Raw genomic sequence first — 18001 nt, forward strand, 5'->3', positions numbered from 1 at the left:
ATTGGTGTGGATACTTATAAATACTTTCTTCAGAAAGTCCAACTTTCTCTAGTAAGCCTGCAACCTCTAAAAGTTCTTCTCGCTTCGTCATCTTTTCATAGTTTCTCAATGGTTCCGCAACAATATCAAGCACCCGTTTTTTCGGGTTTAATGATGAGTACGGATCTTGGAAAATCATTTGAATGTCTTTTCTGAAATCTAACTTTTTATTGGCCTTATCATTCAGATCATTGCCTTGAAACAGCACTTGACCTGATGTAATGTCGTTCAAACCAATAATCGCTCGACCTGTCGTAGTTTTACCCGAACCGGATTCACCAACAAGACCATAAGTCTTCCCTGCTTCAATCTGAAATGAAACCCCATCGACTGCACGAACAGCATCAATTTTGCGATTCAGAATCCCACCTCGAATTGGAAAGTGAACGTTTAAATCCTTTACCTCAAGAAAGGTCATTTTTGTTCAACCTCCTCTTCTGGAAAATGAAAATGTTGATAGCATGAGCAACGAACAAAGTGTCCTGGCTCAATTTCATGAAGCTCTGGATTGTCCTCATGCATTGAATCATCAATCCAAGGAATCCGGTCTTTAAAGCGACACCCTGTCCGTGGTAAGTTAGCCAATGACGGGACAATCCCTTGAATGACATGTAATTTATCTTGTTTAGATGTGTCAGTTGAGTTTGGAACTGAATTTAATAATGAGCGTGTATAGGGATGTTTCGGTTGTTCAAATAATGTTTGAACATCAGCGATCTCAACAATCTCTCCTGCATACATCACAGCAACACGATCAGCCATCTCAGCAACAACACCTAAGTCATGCGTAATTAAAATAATTCCTGCATCCATCTTTGCTTTTAGCTCTCGAATCAGATCTAATATTTGTGCTTGGATCGTCACATCTAAAGCAGTTGTCGGCTCATCAGCAATTAACAACTCTGGATCATTCGCAATCGCAATTGCGATCATCACACGCTGACGCATCCCACCAGATAGTTCGTGTGGGTATTGATCGACAACATAATTTGGCCGAGGAATCCCAACCTGATTCAGCAAATCAATTACCCGGTCATTTAACACCTTTTTCGACAATTTTCGATCATGTAAAAAGAGTGCTTCCCCAATTTGCTCTCCAACTGTCATTAATGGATTTAATGCCGTTAATGGGTCTTGAAAAATCATCGCCATATCTTTACCGCGCACATCATTTAAGCGTGTGGCTGTCATGTCAATGACATTTTCATCTTTAAATAAGATTTCTCCTTCGGTTTTCGCGCGATTATGCAGGCGCATAATTGAAAAAGCTAACGCACTTTTCCCTGACCCTGATTCACCTACGATAGCTAAGACCTCGTTCTTTTTAACGCTCAATGAGACGTTGTCAACTGCCGCATAATAATCATCGCGAATTCGAAAGGAGGTGTGTAAATTTTTAATTTCTAATAGTTTTTCGCTACTCACTCTAAACCTCTCCTCTCTCACTCTTTATCCTTTGAATTTAATTAAGCAAATTATACAAAAGACCTAATGACTAATTATGAACACTTTAAAATAGGCTGACTGTCATCAATTCAAATAAATCTTCCAAGACAATGGCATTGACAGTTAACCTACAATAAAAAACCTCTATTTTAGATATCACCTTTTAGAGATTAAAGAAATGCTTTTGTATAAACTTGTCTAAACGTGTCTACTTATGTAGAAAATTATTTAAAGGACTGCAAAATACATCTAAATATAGACGTGCTTTAATTGCATAGAAAGAATTATATTGGATTGGATTAAAAAATGCAATATTAATCGAATAATAAGATAATATTCGCAAATATGCTAATTTTCTGTTAAGTTTGACATGCGTTGTCTGACAACTGTTTTCAGTCGTTTTTAAAAATAAAGCTATTTTCAGAAATATTTCACATTTGTATATTTAAACAGACGTTATCCAATTTAAATTTGTGAAAGCTCTGTGTGTATTTTTCACCATTTAAGAAACATTATGCTATTTTTCTTGCGTGGTATGACTTGACTATATAATGTAGCTGACTTTAGTGCTAGAATGGACTGAACAATTAAAGAAGTAGACAATGCCGATCAAGAAGAAGCGTGGTTTATCGTACCGACTGAAAATGTTTTTAAAAAAGGGACGATCCATATCATATTAGCTGTTACAGACAAAGGGACACCTCCATTAACAAGGTATCAACGTGTCATTATTGATGTAAACTAAGAAAACACAGTCAGCCGATAAAATGTGGCTGACTGTGTTTTTTATTGTGAGTTGCTTTCCTTTATTTCTTGTGATAATCGAAAGTTACCTCGTCTTGATCCTCAAGGTAATCAATTGATAGATCATGGCCGTCAAAAAACCAAAGATCATCATCTTCAACAAGAAAGTGGACACCTTCTTTTTCAATCACGGTTCCTGTCCCAATCGGTTGATCAACCTTTAAAAATGCTAAAGCAAAGTTTTTTTGCACAGGGCTTGTCCCGTATATTTGTGGGAAAAACTTGACGTACTCATCTACCTGCACACCATAATCTTCTTTAAACCATTTTAAAGCTCGATCAGTTGCTTCTATTTTCATAATAAAAAAATCCTTTCAAGCTTGTATTTAATTGCTAACATATCCTGTCCATAGTATAACATGATTGCTTACTTTTAAAAGAATTTATGCTTGCTGTCTAGTTTTCTAATTCAAGTTATTTTTTGTCCGCTTGCCATACGTGTTCGAATTGATTATAATATGGGTAATTATATTCAATGCGTTGATAAAGTTGAGGATTCATAACCACTGGTTTGACAGAGAGTCTGATCGCTGAAAACAGACACCAAGCTATGATGAAATTGGGACTTTTGAGCAAGTATGTTCTTCATACCGTTTTGATCGAACGTTATCAGATCATAAGTGATCTCATTTTCCGAGATAATTAGGGTGGCACCGCGGACCATTCGCCCCTATCCAACAATCGGAACATGAGTTTTTTTGTTTTAGTTTAACAATTAAAATGGAAATAAATATGTATATATCTATACTAACGGTCAATTCTCTCACTAGGTGATTGTAACGGAAGGTGGCGACTCCTTGAAAATAAAGGACAATTTTCTGCGTGCGATGCATCGCTGTCGAAGCCTTCCTTGTCCAGCGGGAACAGCACGAGTCCGAAGATCCAGTAAGAAAATTAAGGAATGTTAGACTATGAACGCCACGTTCTGTAGACTCGAGGCCGGGGAGGCAGGCTAAAATCGTCACGTCCTGTGACAACGCCTGCATGACCTACATCCTGTAGGCCCGAAAGCGTCCACCTGTAGTGAAAATCACCGGTGTCATATTGAAACACTATTAAATAGAAAAAGGATTGGTGAAGGAAATGGAAACAATTTTTTCAGGTATTCAACCGAGCGGTTCACTCACATTAGGAAACTACTTAGGCGCAATGAAACAATTTGTCGAACTACAAGAAGATTATGATTGCTACTTTTGTATTGTCGACGAACATGCGATTACCGTTCCACAAGAACGCCTAAAATTACGCAACAATATTCGCGAACTCGCAGCACTCCACCTTGCAAGTGGAATTGATCACAATAAAGCAACGCTATTTATTCAATCTGAAGTCCCAGCCCACACACAACTCGGCTGGATCATGCAAACCCAAAGCTATATCGGCGAACTTGAGCGAATGACTCAATTTAAAGATAAATCAGCAGGTAAAAATGCTGTATCATCGGCATTACTAACATATCCACCACTAATGGCAGCTGATATTTTGCTTTACAATACGAGCTTAGTGCCTGTAGGAAATGACCAAACACAGCACTTAGAACTCACACGCGACTTAGCAGAACGATTTAATAATAAGTACAATGATATTTTTACCGTCCCACAAATCAAAGTTTCTGAAGTTGGCGCTCGAATTATGTCTTTACAAGAACCAACGAAAAAAATGAGTAAATCTGACCAAAATCAAAAAGCAACAATTTACATGCTTGATGAACCAAAACGAATCGAGAAGAAGATCAAAAGTGCTGTTACGGACTCTGATGGTGTCGTCCAGTTTGATAAAGAAAATAAGCCAGGTGTCAGCAACTTAATGACGATTCTCGCAAGTTGCACAAATCTAACATTGGACCAAATTGAGGAAAAATATCAAGGTGTTGGCTACGGTCAATTCAAACAGGATGTAGCAGATGCCGTTGTTGCAACGTTAAAACCGATTCAAGATCGCTATCATGAGATTATCGATTCACAAGAATTAGATGATATTTTAGATCATGGTGCAGAAAAAGCGAGCCGAATAGCTAACAAAACATTAGCAAAAGCGAAAAAGGCAATGGGATTAGGCCGTGTTAAAAAACGTAAATAGTCAATAACCAAAGAACCCGAAAATCCATTCGGGTTCTTGTTATTTTTTAAAACAATAAGATCAGCTTAATTGGCTGAAGCTCCTGTTCATTTATACAAGGAGAAACTTAAGTTAAAGCATGGAGCAACAGCCATGATTTTAAGCTTATTTCATTCGTTTTACTGTCGTTTCAAGATCAATTTGATTCGCTCTTTTCCACAACTGTTCAAACAGAGGCTGCCCTTTAACAATTTTCCAGCAAAATTGTTCATGCCGATCTGACCAGCCATTAACAATATGATCGTAAAGTCTTTTCCATGCCGATTCAAAATTCAATTTCTGAATCAGCTGATAATGATCAGGCTCCCATTCCGTTAACCAATAACGGAGTTCATTAAGATTCTTACCCACTTGTAATTGATCCAAAACGAGCATCATCAATTGTTTCAACTCACGCTCGCGACGGTTTAAGCCGAGCATCATTTCCGGAGCTAAAGAAAACAAATCTTCTCTTTCATTTAACCGATTATTTTTCCATGAAAATTCCATTTGACTCTTTGTTCGGATCATTTGAAAAACTCTCCGCTCATGACGCGGAATTAAGCGGCTTTTCTTGAATGGAATCCGGTAGCCCATCGTATCAAATGTGAGCACCCCTTGACCGTCGGTAACAACGGCGGCATACTCAAGTGGTTTTCCTTTAACAATCGTTCGGTTTTCGATCATCACCAGTAGTTTTTCTGGTAAATCATCAAGGCTATTTTCAATATAATTGTATAAACTTTTTTCAATAAACAAAACGGGAATCCTATCAATTAACTCGATCTTATCCCGCTTCCTCCACTCAAAAAAAGGACAGACGTTATACCCTTTATCCTCACCATCAAACCAATTGACCCATATGTCATTCAAAACGAGCATTGAACAACCCTCACTTATTCTTCTTTACCAAATAGTATCACCATTATCTGCAAATTTATTCATTTTATTCGTTTTGATAATCGGTAATAGCCTGGGATCATTAAGATTAAACCAACGAAAAAAAGTTGACATTCTGGTTGACTTAAGACAAATTGCCAATAACTTGTCCACGATAAACCTGCGGGAATCAGGTTCAAATACAAAATCATCATTGCCCCGCCTACAACGGTTAATCCAAAACCAATTAAAAAGAGCATCTTAATTCCCCCTCAAGCTTGTCCTTACAGTTATATTTTATGTAATACCAAATAAAAAAAGACCTCTCACGTGTAATCGTGAAAGGCCCTTGTTGATATACTAAAATTAGTCCTGATATTTTTTGAAAACTAAGCTTGCATTATGACCACCGAAACCAAGTGAATTCGATAAAGCAACGTCAACTGTTCTTTCTCTTGCTTCGTTCGGAACATAATCTAGATCACAATCTGGATCAGGTGTTTCATAATTGATCGTCGGTGGAACAATTCCTGTTTCAATTGCTTTAATCGAAGCGATCGCTTCAACTCCACCTGCTGCACCTAGTAAATGACCCGTCATAGATTTTGTTGATGACATCATTAAATCATAAGCATGTTTGCCAAAAACAGTTTTGACTGCGATCGTTTCAAATTTATCGTTAAAAGCAGTACTTGTACCATGCGCATTAATGTAATCTATATCATTAGGGGTTAATCCTGCATCATTGATCGCTTGCTTCATCGAGCGTTGTGCACCTTCTCCATCAGGCGCTGGCGCTGTAATATGATAAGCATCAGCAGTTGAACCATAGCCAGCAATTTCTGCGTAGATATGTGCACCTCTAGCCAATGCTGAATCAAGTGATTCTAGCACAAGAATTCCAGCACCTTCTCCCATGACAAAACCATCGCGGTTTTTATCAAATGGACGGCTTGCTGTTTGTGGGTCTTCATTAAAAGATAATGCACGTGCAGTTGAGAATCCAGCGAATGACATATTTGTTAGAGGCGCTTCAGCACCACCCGCAATCATCACTTCTGCATCACCACGCTCGATCACTTTAAATGCATCGCCAATTGAATTGGTTCCTGTCGCACATGCAGTTACCGTACATGAGTTCATTCCTTTTGCACCTAACTGAATTGAAATTTGACCAGCCGCCATATCCGGAATTAGCATCGGAACAAAAAATGGACTCACGCGACGATAGCCTTTTTCAATAAAATTATGAAACTGCTCTTCATACGTTGCCATCCCGCCAACACCAGAGCCGACCCAGACACCAACGTCATTCGCATTTGTTTCATCAATCGTAAGTTTGGCATCTTCAACAGCCATTTTAGCTGCTCCGACAGCATATTGCGTAAATAAATCCATCCGCTTTGACTCTTTCTTATCCATATATAATAGGGGGGCAAAATCTTTTACTTCTCCAGCAACCTTTGCAGGAAAATCATCTGGATTAACTTTTGAGACAATATCAATTCCTGACTTACCTTCAATTAAATGAGACCAAAATTGATCAACTGTTGAACCTAAAGGTGTAACTGCACCCATACCTGTTACAACGACTCGTCTTCGTCCCATAGTGATTCCTCCTTCTGCTACTACTGTATTATTTTTAATCCTTATTTACCCCAACGCAGAGCCATTGAACCCCATGTGAGTCCACCACCAAAACCAACTAAAACGACCAAATCACCGTTTGTAATTTTTCCATTCCGGACATCTTCTGAAAGTGAAATCGGGATCGATGCTGCCGATGTATTTCCATACTTATTAACAGAATAAGACATCTTCTCTTTACTAATCCCTAATCGTTCACGAGCTGCCTCCATGATCCGAATGTTTGCTTGGTGTGGAATTAAATAATCAACATCTTCTTTAACTAAGCCAGCTTTCTTTACGACAGCCTCAGCTGATTCAGGCATCTGACGGACAGCAAACTTAAATACTTCTCGGCCATTCATGCGAATATTTCCACCATCTTGATGAAGTGAAGTTGCCCCTTTTCCATCTGCACCTAACTCAAACGACAGAATTCCTTTATCTTCAGAAACCTCGCTAACGACCGCTGCACCTGCCCCATCTCCAAAAAGAACGCAAGTGTTTCGATCAGACCAATCCGTTATTTTTGATAACTTTTCGGCACCAATTACAAGAATATTTCTATAGGTACCACCATCAATAAACTGCTTAGCTGTGACCACACCATAGATGAATCCAGAACAAGCCGCTCCGATATCCATTGCTGTTGCATGAGTTGCCCCTAACTTTTCCTGGACTTGACATGCAACCGATGGAAACGATTGATCTGCAGTTACTGTCGCCACAAGAATCAGATCAATATCTTCTGCCTCTAATCCCGAATGATCGAGTGCATTTTTTGCGGCATAATAAGCCATATCAGATGTCTCTTCTTCTTTCTTTGCAATATGACGCGTTTCAATTCCCGTTCGCGTCCGAATCCATTCATCTGTAGTATCTACCATTTTTTCTAAATCTTTATTTGTTAAGATCGATTCAGGCAAGTAATGCCCAACCCCAATAATACCTGTCGCCATTTCATTTAACTCCTCGCTTAAGTTCAATTGCTCTCCAATTAGCACTTGGTACTAATATAAGCCATAATGATAAGTTAATCAAGTTTTTTCGTTTTTTTCAAACAAAAAAAATTATAAAATTGATTCCCATTTCTTTTGTCTCGTTTGTTTGATAAAATAGTACAGTGATTAGAAGGATAAGTTATTGAATCGGGATGATATCGTTCGATTCAGCAATAACATGATGGGTCTGTGCTATTCGTTACCTCTATCGTGATTTTTCAACCAGACAGGGCACGATTAGATCGATTTACATAAAAAATAACCCCTTGTCATCATAGACAAGAGGCTTTTCATTAAATAAACGGTATCAAACTAATTGCAGTTAGTGCTGCTAATGGTATAATCAGCTGGTTAGGACCCGGTCTCGGGCCGGGGTGTGGTGCTGGTCCGTACGGTGGGTATGGATAACCCGGATAGCCTGGATAGTATGGTGGATAACCGCCATATGGCGGGCGTGGTCCTGGACCTGGTGGATATCCTGGTCCATGTGGTGGACGCGGTCTTGGTGGATATTGTGGTCCCCCTCCATAAGGATTATCCTGTCTACTCTCATCATAAATATTATCTGACCGCCCAGGTACAGTTAAATAAACATTTTCATCATCAAGATTTGTAATAACCCCCGCAATTTGCTCCCCTGATGTTGTTTGAAGCAATACGTGTTGATGCATATGTTGCTTACATAAATCATAAATATGATTTTGCATAGAGCTCCCTCCCATTCTCATCAATAGCCTATGCCCAAAAATAAATTGTGTGATTAGTTAATGAAATTATGGAGGAATTATAATGACTTTTTTTGAGCGTTTAATTGAGATTATTCAGTATATGTTTTTAGGTTTTGTCCAAGGATTTACCGAGCCGATCCCGGTTTCATCTAGTGGTCACTTAGTGATGTTACAAGATATTTTCGGCATTAAAGTAGAAGATCTTTCATTTGAAATCTTTTTACACTTTGCCTCGCTAATTGCGATTATAATTATTTACTGGGATGATATCGTGCGGCTTGCAACAAATGGATACAAGTATTTATTTAAAAAAGAACAATCAGCTAAAGAAGATTTCAATTTTATTCTCTATTTAATTGTTGCGACGATTCCAGCTGGTGTACTTGGACTTCTCTTTGAAGACCAAATTGGGGAAATTTTTAGTACAACAAAGATGGTTGGGATTTCTCTAATTATTACGGGGATTGCACTTTGGATCATTCGTAATTTACGCGGAAGAAAAACAGACGGTGAATTAACTTTTAAAGACGCAATTATTGTTGGACTCGCTCAAGGGGTCGCACTTATACCAGGAATTAGCCGCTCTGGTGCGACATTAGTTGCTGCCATGTTACTCGGTATGAAGCAGAAAACAGCACTGCGCTTTTCCTTTTTATTGTTTATTCCAGTCAGTTTAGGAACAACAATTTTATCACTTGATAGTTTTCTGTCCGAACAATTTCTGTCACAATGGCTAGTTTATTTAATCGCCTTTATTACAGCAGGAGTCGCGACATTTTTCGCCTTACGCTGGTTTATGAATATTATGGCACGAGGGAATTTAATCTATTTTTCGATTTACTGCTTTATTATCGGTACACTTGCTTTTCTAATTCTGTAATTACGATCATTCATATATAGGAGTTTTTTACTGTGAGACAGCTAGTTGAGATCAATCATTTACCCAAAAAATTACTTAAACACCTGACAGAACCTGATTATTACTTGCCGATTCATAAGAATACCTTTTTATTTCGCCAAGGTGAGCCTGTAAAAGAACTTTATGTGATTATTTCAGGACAAGTTATCATCGGGAAAACATCATCTGAAGGTCGTGAATTAACCTTAAGATTTTGTGGACCGAATGACTTAATTGGTGAATTTATCATTGATGATGTGCCGATCAATTATTTAGTTGATGGAAAAATTACTGAATCAGGTGAAGTGGCTGTTTTTGACCAAAAAAAATTGCTCGACCGATTGCAGAATCAACCAGAAGCAATGATGGAATTCTTAAAGTTTGCTAGCATACAACACCGCAAAGATCAGATGCGGTTTCGAGATCTGCTACTATACGGGAAAAAAGGCGCACTCTATTCGACCTTAATCCGACTTGCGAATAGCTATGGGCGAAAAACTGATGATGGAATTTTAATTGAGCTTCACCTAACAAATCAGGAAATTGCAAATTTTTGTGCGACCTCACGCGAGTCGATCAATCGAATGTTGAGTGAATTGAAAAAACAGCAAGTGATCCGAATCGATCAAGGAAAAATCACAATTATCAAGCTAGATTTTATAAAAAAAGCAATCAATTGTGAAAACTGTCCTGTCACACTTTGTACAATTAATTAAAACTAAAAAAACCGGTTGAGTAAACATTCTACTCAACCGTTTTTTTAATGAATCAATCAGGAATACCTAAAGCAATTTTTGCATAACGAGACATTTTATCTTTCGTCCATGGTGGCGACCAAACAATGTCAACGCGAGTATCTTTAACTTCCGGTAGATCTGACAAGGCCCCTTTAACGTCTGCTTCAATATGCCCTGCTAACGGACAACCCATTGCTGTTAATGTCATCGTCACAATCGCTGTTCCTTCGTCATCTAATTCAACATCATAAATAAGCCCTAAATTAACAATATCAATACCGAGCTCAGGGTCAATTACGTTCTCCAAAGCGCCGATTAAATTTTCCTTCAATGCTTCATCCATTCGACTCACTCCCTTTTCTATGCATGACATCTTGTAATCCATTATAAACAATATGGTATAAAAAATAAAGTGATCATCATCGCGTTTGTTTGATTGATCGGTTCATTTGTGAAACCCAGTCAACTAAAGCAAGCCTTGCTTGTCGACTCACCTTGTGGCCGGTATTTTTTTCACTTACAAATGTAATTGTTTCAGCATTCGCTTGTTCTTGTTTTAATTGTTCATAAAAATCTGTTGCATGTTGGAATGGCACAACTTGATCCTTTTCTCCATGCCAAATAAAGAGTGGGCGATTTTGCAACTGATCTAGATTTAAAGACAAATCATACTGTTTAAGTTGATTTAATAATTCAGCAATTTCTTCTTCAGTGAGAGGAAGCTCAACACCACTCGCTTCTGCTTGCTGAATAACCGACTCTGCAAATCGATGAAATAAAGCTGTTCCCATCATAATGCCCGCCCGGGATATCCATGGATAATTCGTCAATGCTGCTGCGGTTGTAATCCCACCCATACTTGTCCCCGCTAACGTGAACGAGCCATTTTTTATTAAACGATCTTGATTAAGTTTTTCATAAATAATCGCTAATTCTGCGATACTTTTTTGAATCATGTCGAAAAAGTGTAACTCAAGGTTTTCGATATCTGATTGCTCACGTTCACCATGTAGATGGGCATCAGGTAAGATCACTCGAAAACCTCGTTCGGCTAGTAGGTAACCAATTGAGAGGTTATCTTCTTTTGCACCAGTTATTCCGTGTAAATACGTCATTGTAGGTAATGGCTTGCCTGCGAATTCAGTTTTTTCACAAATGAGTAGAGGGACGCCTTCCCAAATCTCACGATTGATCTGAATCAATGTCATCATCCTATCTATTGTTTTTATCTTTAGCTCTAGTTTAAGGATAACGGAATTACCTTTAAATTGCAAAATGATCGACTTACTATTAATCTAGCAAGCTTTACTTTACATGATTGGGAAACTTCTTTAATATAGATTATTAGAGATAGGGGGATGTAGATGAAAATGAAACGACACTTAATCGCGTTAGACTTAGATGGAACGTTACTGACAGATGCCAAAACAATTACGGAACGATCGAAGCACGTCATTAAAAAAGCCCGAGAAGCTGGTCATATTGTTGTGATTGCGACTGGTAGACCACATCGAGCAAGTTTAACTTATTATGAAGAGCTTGACCTTGATACACCGATGATCAATTTTAATGGTGCTTATTTGCATCATCCGATCGATAAAAAATGGGAAGCATTACATAGTCCCCTTCCGCTCCGGACAGCGCTCGCTGTAATCGAGACATGCGATCAACTCGGTGTCCACAATATCATGGCTGAAGTACTTGGCGATGTTTATATTGATCGTTATGATGAAGAGTTTATGGAGATTTTCCATATTAACCGAATCGATCATCCGATTCGAATTGGTAATCTAAAAAATCAATTGGATTACGATCCAACATCATTAATTATTCACCCACGTGAGAATCAAGTTGATCTTTTGCGTGAAGGTCTAAACCGTGACCACGCATCGGTCATTGAACATCGGCATTGGGGTGCACCTTGGAACATGATTGAAATCGTGCGAAAAGGAATGAATAAAGGTGTTGCTGTTGATCGAGTCGCTAAATATTATCAGATTGAACCAGAAAACGTCATCGCTTTTGGTGATGAAGATAACGACCTAGAGATGATCGACTACGCTGGTGTTGGTGTCGCAATGGAAAACGCCGCTAGCTATTTGAAAAAAATCGCCAACTATGTAACAGCTACGAATGAAGCAGATGGTGTCGCTATTTTCCTAGAAGATTATCTCGATTTAAATTAGTCGATCCATTTCGCTCAGTTCAATTACTTTTATTGAGACGATTGATTTGCTAAACTTAATTGTGATAACTGTTTTAGGAGGAATAATCATGGCTGTAATTACTGAAGCTACACCAAATCCAAATGCAATGAAGTTCGTTTCTGATCAGCAAATTTTCCCTGGCGATGATAGTGTGAATGTTAAACACGGTGAAATGAGTGACTATCCAGTCTTAAACGAATTGATCAAACTCAGTGAAGTTGAGAATGTATTTGGCTATCAATTCTTCATTACAATCAATAAACAAGAAAATGTACCATGGGAAACAGTCATTCCGAAAGTCGAAGCCGTGATGGCTAAACATGGTTATTGATGCAATCATACTAAGTTTAAATTTTTTATCTCTATCGATTATCAGTTGTTAGTAAATGAATGACCATAATCACTCAATTAAAAAAAGCTCTACTTACGATCAAAGTAAGTAGAGCTGTTCTTTTTTTCAAAACTGTTATATTGCAAATGTAGTCATAATCAATTCGTATCTTTTCTAAAGAAGCCAAAGATTCCGGCAGTTTCAACCACGTTAGTAAATGCATTGGGATCAATCTCATTAATCACACGCTCTAAATCATAGAGCTCATACCTCGTAATGACAATCACAAGCATTGACTTGTCCTCTTTCGTATAAGCACCTCTAGCAGGTAAAATCGTCATCCCTCGATGAACCGTCTGGTGAATCGCTTTTTGCAACTCATCGGTTTTCTTCGTCACAATCATAGCGGTAACTTTTTCATGTCGCGTATGTACTGCATCGATCACTCGTGTACTAACATATAGAGCCAACAGTGTATAAAGTGCATTTTCAGGTTCATTCAAAATCCCTGCAAACAAAATAATCACACCATTAATCAGCATTAAATAAACACCGATCGGTTTATCTTTTACCCGTGAAATCACCATTGCCAAAATATCTGAACCACCTGTTGAAGCACCCCACCTTAACGTGATCCCAACACCAAATCCACCGATCACACCACCAAATACGGCATTGAGCATGATATCATTTGAAATCGACAAGACTGGGAGCAACTCTAAAAATACCGTTGTAGCTGCGACTGATAAAATACTGTAGATCGTAAAATGACGCCCAACCTTAAACCAACCTAAGAGGATAACTGGGATGTTCAAAGCGACAAGCCAAATACCCGTCGTAATAAAAGTAATCCCCAAATGAGTTGCGAAAAATGAAGCAAGTAGTTGCGCCATCCCAGTAAAGCCACTCGCATATACATCTGCACTAATATAGAAAAAATTTAATGCAATGGCATTGATCAATGCACCAATAATAACAATTGCAATTCGCTTAGCCTCTAAAAGAAACATTGGTCTGATTCCCCCTACTCTATTAGCCGATTAATATCGTTTTCCTCTTTCTATCATAAGCTAAATCATCCGAAAGATTCCATCATTTATAATTATTTATTGAAAAGATCAAAAAGCCTTTGACGAATCCCATTGGTAACTATAAACTAGAAGTAATTGAGATGCAATTCTTTTATCAAAAACAACAATAATTGGAGGGGATTTTTTTGAACGTACAAATTATTGCCGACTCAGCTAGCGATTTAAACTCTGAAGATTATGAAAAATATAATATCGAATGTGTCAGATTAGCTGTCATAATGGATGGAAAACATTATTCTGATGGGGATGGTATTAAAGCGAAAACAGTCTACGATGAAATGCGTAACGGAAAGGTATTTAAAACCTCACAAGCTACGCCAGAACAGTTTAAAGAAGCTTTTACTAAGTATGCAGAAAAGAATCAACCAACGCTATACATCGCCTTTTCATCTGAGCTATCTGGAACATATCAATCTGCAACGATTGCCGCACAGGAAGTTCAAGAGCAATATCCAAATTGGCAGTTAAAAATGATTGATACAAAATGTGCTTCATTAGGTGGTGGGCTTGTTGTCCTCAAAGCCGCTCAGTTGGCACAAGAAAATAAATCATTAGAAGAAATTACAGCGACTGCACAGTACTATGCCGATCATATGGTACACATTTTTACCGTCGATGAACTCGAACACTTACAACGCGGTGGACGTGTATCAAAGTCAGCAGCATTCATTGGCACTTTATTAAAAATAAAACCAATCCTGCATGTCGACCAAGGAAAATTAGTTCCACTTGAAAAAGTCCGTGGTTCTAAAAAAGTCTTCAATCGAATCCTTGATATGATGGAAGAACGAGGTACTGATTTCAAAAATCAAACAATTGGCATTAGCCATGGCGATGACCTCGAACGTGCCAACCAATTAGCAGAGATGATTAAAGAACGATTTGAAGTCAAAGGTGTCGAGATTCGAATGGTCGGTGCAACAGTTGGCGCCCACTCAGGTCCAGGAACAATCGCCCTCTTCTTTTCAAATTCTAAAATTCAATAATAATCATTAAAAAGGTGAGCCGACGATATCGACTCACCTTTTTGTATCGATTGAGATCCAATTACGGTAAAAAGCCCCAAGGTAAACGACCGAAGCCAAGAACAAGAACAATTACTAGTACAACAACGAACTGAACCATCAAGCCTCTAGAAGCCGCGCCTTTTTTATTACGAATAACAAACCATTCCATTAGAAAAATAAGGTACACACCAGCAAGTGCTTTTACAATCGCTTCTACACCATAATTATCCCAAACAGGGGCTTGCGTATAGCGATAGATCAGCATCCCACCAGTATATAAAATAACAAGAAAAACAATTCGGTTAATGTTATGAAGTACATTGGCTATTTGCTGTTTGTTTTGTTTTAGCAATAACCATGTTGCGATAAATAAAATAATTGATAAAGACCAGCTTGTCACATGTAAATGCATATTGAACAAAACGATCACTCTCCTTTTATCTGTGTATAGCCAAATTACAATGGATTTAAACTATTGTCAATCTTTTTTTACCTAAAGGTATGTTAAGTGTGCAGAGGTGTGCAGATCGTCGAATCGATTGACAAACCCCAGCACAAATCAACTCTATTATGTCAGTGTTTAATACGGGTTGGTCTGTTAACACAAAAAAACTTTTACTCAACGGGTTGAGTAAAAGTTTTTAGATTTAGTCTTAGTTAATAACTCGACGAACATGTCCTGTGAAGCGTGATGACCAGTAACTGCTGTTCATATCAGCAATCGCAACACCTGTTGATGATTGTGAACCAATAAATTTATTATTACCTACATAAATTCCTACATGACCATCTGTTTTATAAGTGTTGAAGAATACCATATCTCCAGGTTGCATTTCGCTTGTTGATACTTTTGTTCCTGTCGATGATAATCCTGCTGTACTTGCAGAAACACTAACGCCTGCTTGACGGAATGCCCAAGATACATAACCAGAACAGTCGAATAGACCATTCTCTACATCATATGCTGTACGTCCACCAGCATATTTATAGCGCGTATTACCGTTTAAGTAACGATTACCAGCGTTGATGACAGTATTAATATCACCACTTGCACCACTCGATACACTCACTGCTGTGGCGCCACCTGTTGAGCTGCTTGCTGTTTGATTACTGTATTGAACAATATTATTCTGTGTTGATGCAAGACGAGCTTGTTCAATCATTTGTTGTAATTCACGATCTTCAATTTCAAGTTCTTGAATTAATTGTTCACTTGTTTCTTTTTTCTCTTCTAATTCAACTTGCTTTGCTTCATTTATTTCTTTTTGTTCAAATGTTAATTCTTGGATATGTTCTAACTCTAATTTAGCATTTTCTAATTCAACTAATTTCTCTTCAACAATCTGTCTCTGAGATGCAACTTCATCTTGATCCTCTTGCAAACGTTGAATCAAGTTTTGATCAGATTGGGCAATTTTAGTCACAACTGACACACGATCAATTAAATCAGAAAAACTTTGTGCACCAAATAGTACATCGATGTAACTTAATGTTCCACCATTTTTTTGTAGTGCTGATGCACGATCTTTTAAAATATCGTGGCGACGTTGAATATCAATTTCTAATTTTTCAATTTCTTCTTCTAATACAGCAATTTCTTCTTCCGACTCACGAATACTTGCTACCGTCTTCTCAATTTCTAATTCATTAGATTCAATAATTTCATTAATAATTTCTATTTCATCTTCAAGTTCGACTAGTTCTGCTTGTAAAGCTTCCAATTCTTCTCGTTTTTCTTTTAATTCCGATTGAATTTCTGTTCGTTCACTTCTTAATTCTGACTCTCGACTTGCCTCAACTGTAATTCCCATTGAAGGTAATAAGGAAAAAACACCTAGGGACAAGATCAAACTAACAAAGACTTTTTTAAAGCTCACGCAGCTCCACTCGCTTTCCAATGTAATATTTATCCAACTTTATACTAATCTATTAGTAATTTTCTAGAAATATACTAGCTCTTTCACAAGCACAATCAGTATAGCATTGATTAATTTCAATCAGATGATAGAATTGTTACAAGAATATTTCATTTTTGAAAATAAACCTTCTTTTTCATTACAAGGCAAAAAAAGAGCCCATAGAATGGACTCATACTTTGCGACTATTTTGTGACATTTTCGTGGATCACGTCTAACACCGTCGATAACGTCTCATGATCAATTTGGCCTGGTGCAGAAGCTTGACCAACTGTGCCGAAAGTCATCGATGAACCAAAAATTTCACCTGACAAGCGAGTCATTACACCAAAACCACCCATTGACATCGTTACTAATGGAATTTTAATAATATCTTTCAATTTATTTGTCACACTTAGTAATGATAAAACATCCGTGCTATTATTAGGCATAACTGCTAGTTTTGCAATTGATGCGCCAATCAATTCCGCTTCTTTTAATCGATTAATCATTTCTTCCTGGGCTGGCGTTTTCCCAAAATCATGATTCGAAATAATTGTTGCAATCCCCTGCTGCTTTGCTTTTGCAATCAACGGATTACGGATCACGACTGGTAACTTCAATTCGATATCAACCAAATCAATCAAACCTGACATCATCGCCTTTTCATTTATCGAAAGATAGTCTTGATCTGTAATATCCCTTTGTCCACCTTCACGGACCGTTCGAAATGTAAAAATTAGTGGCCGATCACCAATCTGCTTGCGAATAACTTCTAAAGCCGACTGAATATCATGATCATGATAAAAGTCGACACGCCACTCAACCAAATCAGCTTGCTTTTCATTTATCACACGTGATTGTTGTTCAATCTCAGTTAGGTTTTTTCCGGTAATAGGGAGACAAATCTTTGGTCTTCCTTCGCCAATTTCGATACCTTTAATTTTCAACATAAACGTCACCCTATCTATTTTTAATTCTTAATTATTATAGCACGTTTTCAAAATAGCTAAAACCCCAACAAAAAAACCACCCAACTCGGGTGGTTTCGTTAGTTTTGCAGCTACTTTCTGAAAGGTAAGTTTGAGAAGCTTTGATACAGTAAATTGTATCACTATTTTTTTATTTATTTTTTAGTCATATTTTGTGGATTAATGTGGATTGTTATGTTATAATGTAGATATGTAATGTGTTTTCAATTTGAGGAGGCGATTG

At 37.7% G+C, this 18001-nt stretch carries 21 protein-coding genes and 1 other annotated feature; of the genes, 7 read left to right on the plus strand and 14 right to left on the minus strand.

From position 1 onward, the window contains the following. Together ABD814_RS08770 and ABD814_RS08775 are read right to left on the minus strand one after the other, a co-directional pair. On the minus strand, positions 1-457 hold a 457-nt coding region (locus tag ABD814_RS08770; RefSeq protein WP_344912305.1), incomplete at its 3' end, for an ATP-binding cassette domain-containing protein. Then, a complete protein-coding gene (locus ABD814_RS08775; RefSeq protein WP_344912307.1) occupies positions 454-1464 on the minus strand; it encodes an ABC transporter ATP-binding protein in 1011 nt (336 codons plus the stop codon). The genes ABD814_RS08775 and ABD814_RS08770, both read right to left, overlap by 4 nt. A 607-nt stretch (positions 1465-2071) precedes the next feature. On the opposite strand from ABD814_RS08775, the gene ABD814_RS08780 reads away from it, so the two are divergent. After that, positions 2072-2230 (plus strand): hypothetical protein, encoded by a 159-nt coding sequence (locus ABD814_RS08780; RefSeq protein ID WP_344912342.1) that lies wholly within the window; start codon positions 2072-2074, stop codon positions 2228-2230. Positions 2231-2291: 61 nt separating this feature from the next. Here ABD814_RS08780 and ABD814_RS08785 read toward each other — a convergent pair whose 3' ends face one another. After that, positions 2292-2588, minus strand: coding sequence for a HesB/YadR/YfhF family protein (locus ABD814_RS08785; protein ID WP_344912309.1), 297 nt, complete (start codon positions 2586-2588; stop codon positions 2292-2294). 172 nt (positions 2589-2760) lie between these two features. Further along, positions 2761-2964, plus strand: a binding site (T-box leader). 408 nt (positions 2965-3372) lie between these two features. On the opposite strand from ABD814_RS08785, the gene trpS reads away from it, so the two are divergent. Next, complete coding sequence (trpS, locus tag ABD814_RS08790; RefSeq protein ID WP_344912311.1) at positions 3373-4368, plus strand: tryptophan--tRNA ligase; 996 nt, start codon at positions 3373-3375, stop codon at positions 4366-4368. A gap of 144 nt (positions 4369-4512) precedes the next feature. On the opposite strand, the gene ABD814_RS08795 is transcribed toward trpS, so the two are convergent. The 5 genes from ABD814_RS08795 to ABD814_RS08815 all read right to left on the minus strand — a co-directional run bounded on the left by ABD814_RS08795 (position 4513) and on the right by ABD814_RS08815 (position 8599). Further along, positions 4513-5268, minus strand: a complete 756-nt coding sequence (locus ABD814_RS08795) for a DUF3603 family protein (protein ID WP_344912313.1) — start codon at positions 5266-5268, stop codon at positions 4513-4515. Between the two features lie 59 nt (positions 5269-5327). Next, the gene (locus ABD814_RS08800; RefSeq protein WP_344912315.1) at positions 5328-5525 is read right to left on the minus strand and encodes a YuzI family membrane protein; all 198 of its coding nucleotides are present in this window, start codon (positions 5523-5525) and stop codon (positions 5328-5330) included. A 106-nt stretch (positions 5526-5631) separates the two neighbouring features. After that, positions 5632-6873 (minus strand): beta-ketoacyl-ACP synthase II, encoded by a 1242-nt coding sequence (gene fabF, locus ABD814_RS08805; RefSeq protein WP_344912317.1) that lies wholly within the window; start codon positions 6871-6873, stop codon positions 5632-5634. 41 nt (positions 6874-6914) lie between these two features. Continuing rightward, positions 6915-7850: a beta-ketoacyl-ACP synthase III gene (locus ABD814_RS08810; protein ID WP_344912319.1), complete on the minus strand. Its 936-nt coding sequence runs from the start codon at positions 7848-7850 to the stop codon at positions 6915-6917. A 335-nt stretch (positions 7851-8185) separates the two neighbouring features. After that, positions 8186-8599, minus strand: coding sequence for a hypothetical protein (locus ABD814_RS08815; protein ID WP_344912321.1), 414 nt, complete (start codon positions 8597-8599; stop codon positions 8186-8188). An 82-nt stretch (positions 8600-8681) separates the two neighbouring features. Between ABD814_RS08815 and ABD814_RS08820 the strand changes: the two genes are divergently transcribed. Beyond that, positions 8682-9500 (plus strand): undecaprenyl-diphosphate phosphatase, encoded by an 819-nt coding sequence (locus ABD814_RS08820; RefSeq protein ID WP_344912323.1) that lies wholly within the window; start codon positions 8682-8684, stop codon positions 9498-9500. 32 nt (positions 9501-9532) lie between these two features. Beyond that, positions 9533-10234, plus strand: coding sequence for a Crp/Fnr family transcriptional regulator (locus tag ABD814_RS08825; RefSeq protein WP_344912324.1), 702 nt, complete (start codon positions 9533-9535; stop codon positions 10232-10234). Between the two features lie 52 nt (positions 10235-10286). Here ABD814_RS08825 and ABD814_RS08830 read toward each other — a convergent pair whose 3' ends face one another. Further along, the gene (locus tag ABD814_RS08830) at positions 10287-10598 is read right to left on the minus strand and encodes a metal-sulfur cluster assembly factor (protein WP_344912326.1); all 312 of its coding nucleotides are present in this window, start codon (positions 10596-10598) and stop codon (positions 10287-10289) included. Between the two features lie 76 nt (positions 10599-10674). Next, positions 10675-11457, minus strand: coding sequence for a prolyl oligopeptidase family serine peptidase (locus ABD814_RS08835; RefSeq protein WP_344912328.1), 783 nt, complete (start codon positions 11455-11457; stop codon positions 10675-10677). 162 nt (positions 11458-11619) lie between these two features. On the opposite strand from ABD814_RS08835, the gene ABD814_RS08840 reads away from it, so the two are divergent. Both ABD814_RS08840 and ABD814_RS08845 read left to right on the plus strand, forming a co-directional pair. Continuing rightward, positions 11620-12441, plus strand: coding sequence for a Cof-type HAD-IIB family hydrolase (locus ABD814_RS08840; RefSeq protein WP_344912330.1), 822 nt, complete (start codon positions 11620-11622; stop codon positions 12439-12441). Between the two features lie 88 nt (positions 12442-12529). Beyond that, the gene (locus ABD814_RS08845; RefSeq protein ID WP_344912332.1) at positions 12530-12793 is read left to right on the plus strand and encodes a NifU N-terminal domain-containing protein; all 264 of its coding nucleotides are present in this window, start codon (positions 12530-12532) and stop codon (positions 12791-12793) included. A gap of 158 nt (positions 12794-12951) precedes the next feature. Here ABD814_RS08845 and ABD814_RS08850 read toward each other — a convergent pair whose 3' ends face one another. Further along, on the minus strand, positions 12952-13803 hold the full coding sequence (locus ABD814_RS08850; RefSeq protein ID WP_344912334.1) for a YitT family protein: 852 nt from the start codon (positions 13801-13803) through the stop codon (positions 12952-12954). A gap of 206 nt (positions 13804-14009) precedes the next feature. On the opposite strand from ABD814_RS08850, the gene ABD814_RS08855 reads away from it, so the two are divergent. After that, positions 14010-14870 carry a DegV family protein gene (locus ABD814_RS08855; RefSeq protein WP_344912336.1) on the plus strand — a complete coding sequence of 287 codons (861 nt, stop codon included), beginning with the start codon at positions 14010-14012 and terminating at the stop codon, positions 14868-14870. Between the two features lie 61 nt (positions 14871-14931). On the opposite strand, the gene ABD814_RS08860 is transcribed toward ABD814_RS08855, so the two are convergent. From ABD814_RS08860 to aroD, 3 genes are all read right to left on the minus strand, one after another. Next, entirely contained in the window at positions 14932-15303 is a 372-nt protein-coding gene (locus tag ABD814_RS08860; RefSeq protein WP_344912344.1) for a YisL family protein, read from the minus strand. Between the two features lie 241 nt (positions 15304-15544). Next, entirely contained in the window at positions 15545-16768 is a 1224-nt protein-coding gene (locus tag ABD814_RS08865) for a C40 family peptidase (protein ID WP_344912338.1), read from the minus strand. Between the two features lie 224 nt (positions 16769-16992). Further along, positions 16993-17739: a type I 3-dehydroquinate dehydratase gene (gene aroD / locus ABD814_RS08870; RefSeq protein ID WP_344912340.1), complete on the minus strand. Its 747-nt coding sequence runs from the start codon at positions 17737-17739 to the stop codon at positions 16993-16995. Positions 17740-18001: the final 262 nt, after the last annotated feature.

The sequence above is a fragment of the Amphibacillus indicireducens genome (assembly GCF_039539605.1).
Lineage (GTDB): Bacteria > Bacillota > Bacilli > Bacillales > Amphibacillaceae > Amphibacillus > Amphibacillus indicireducens.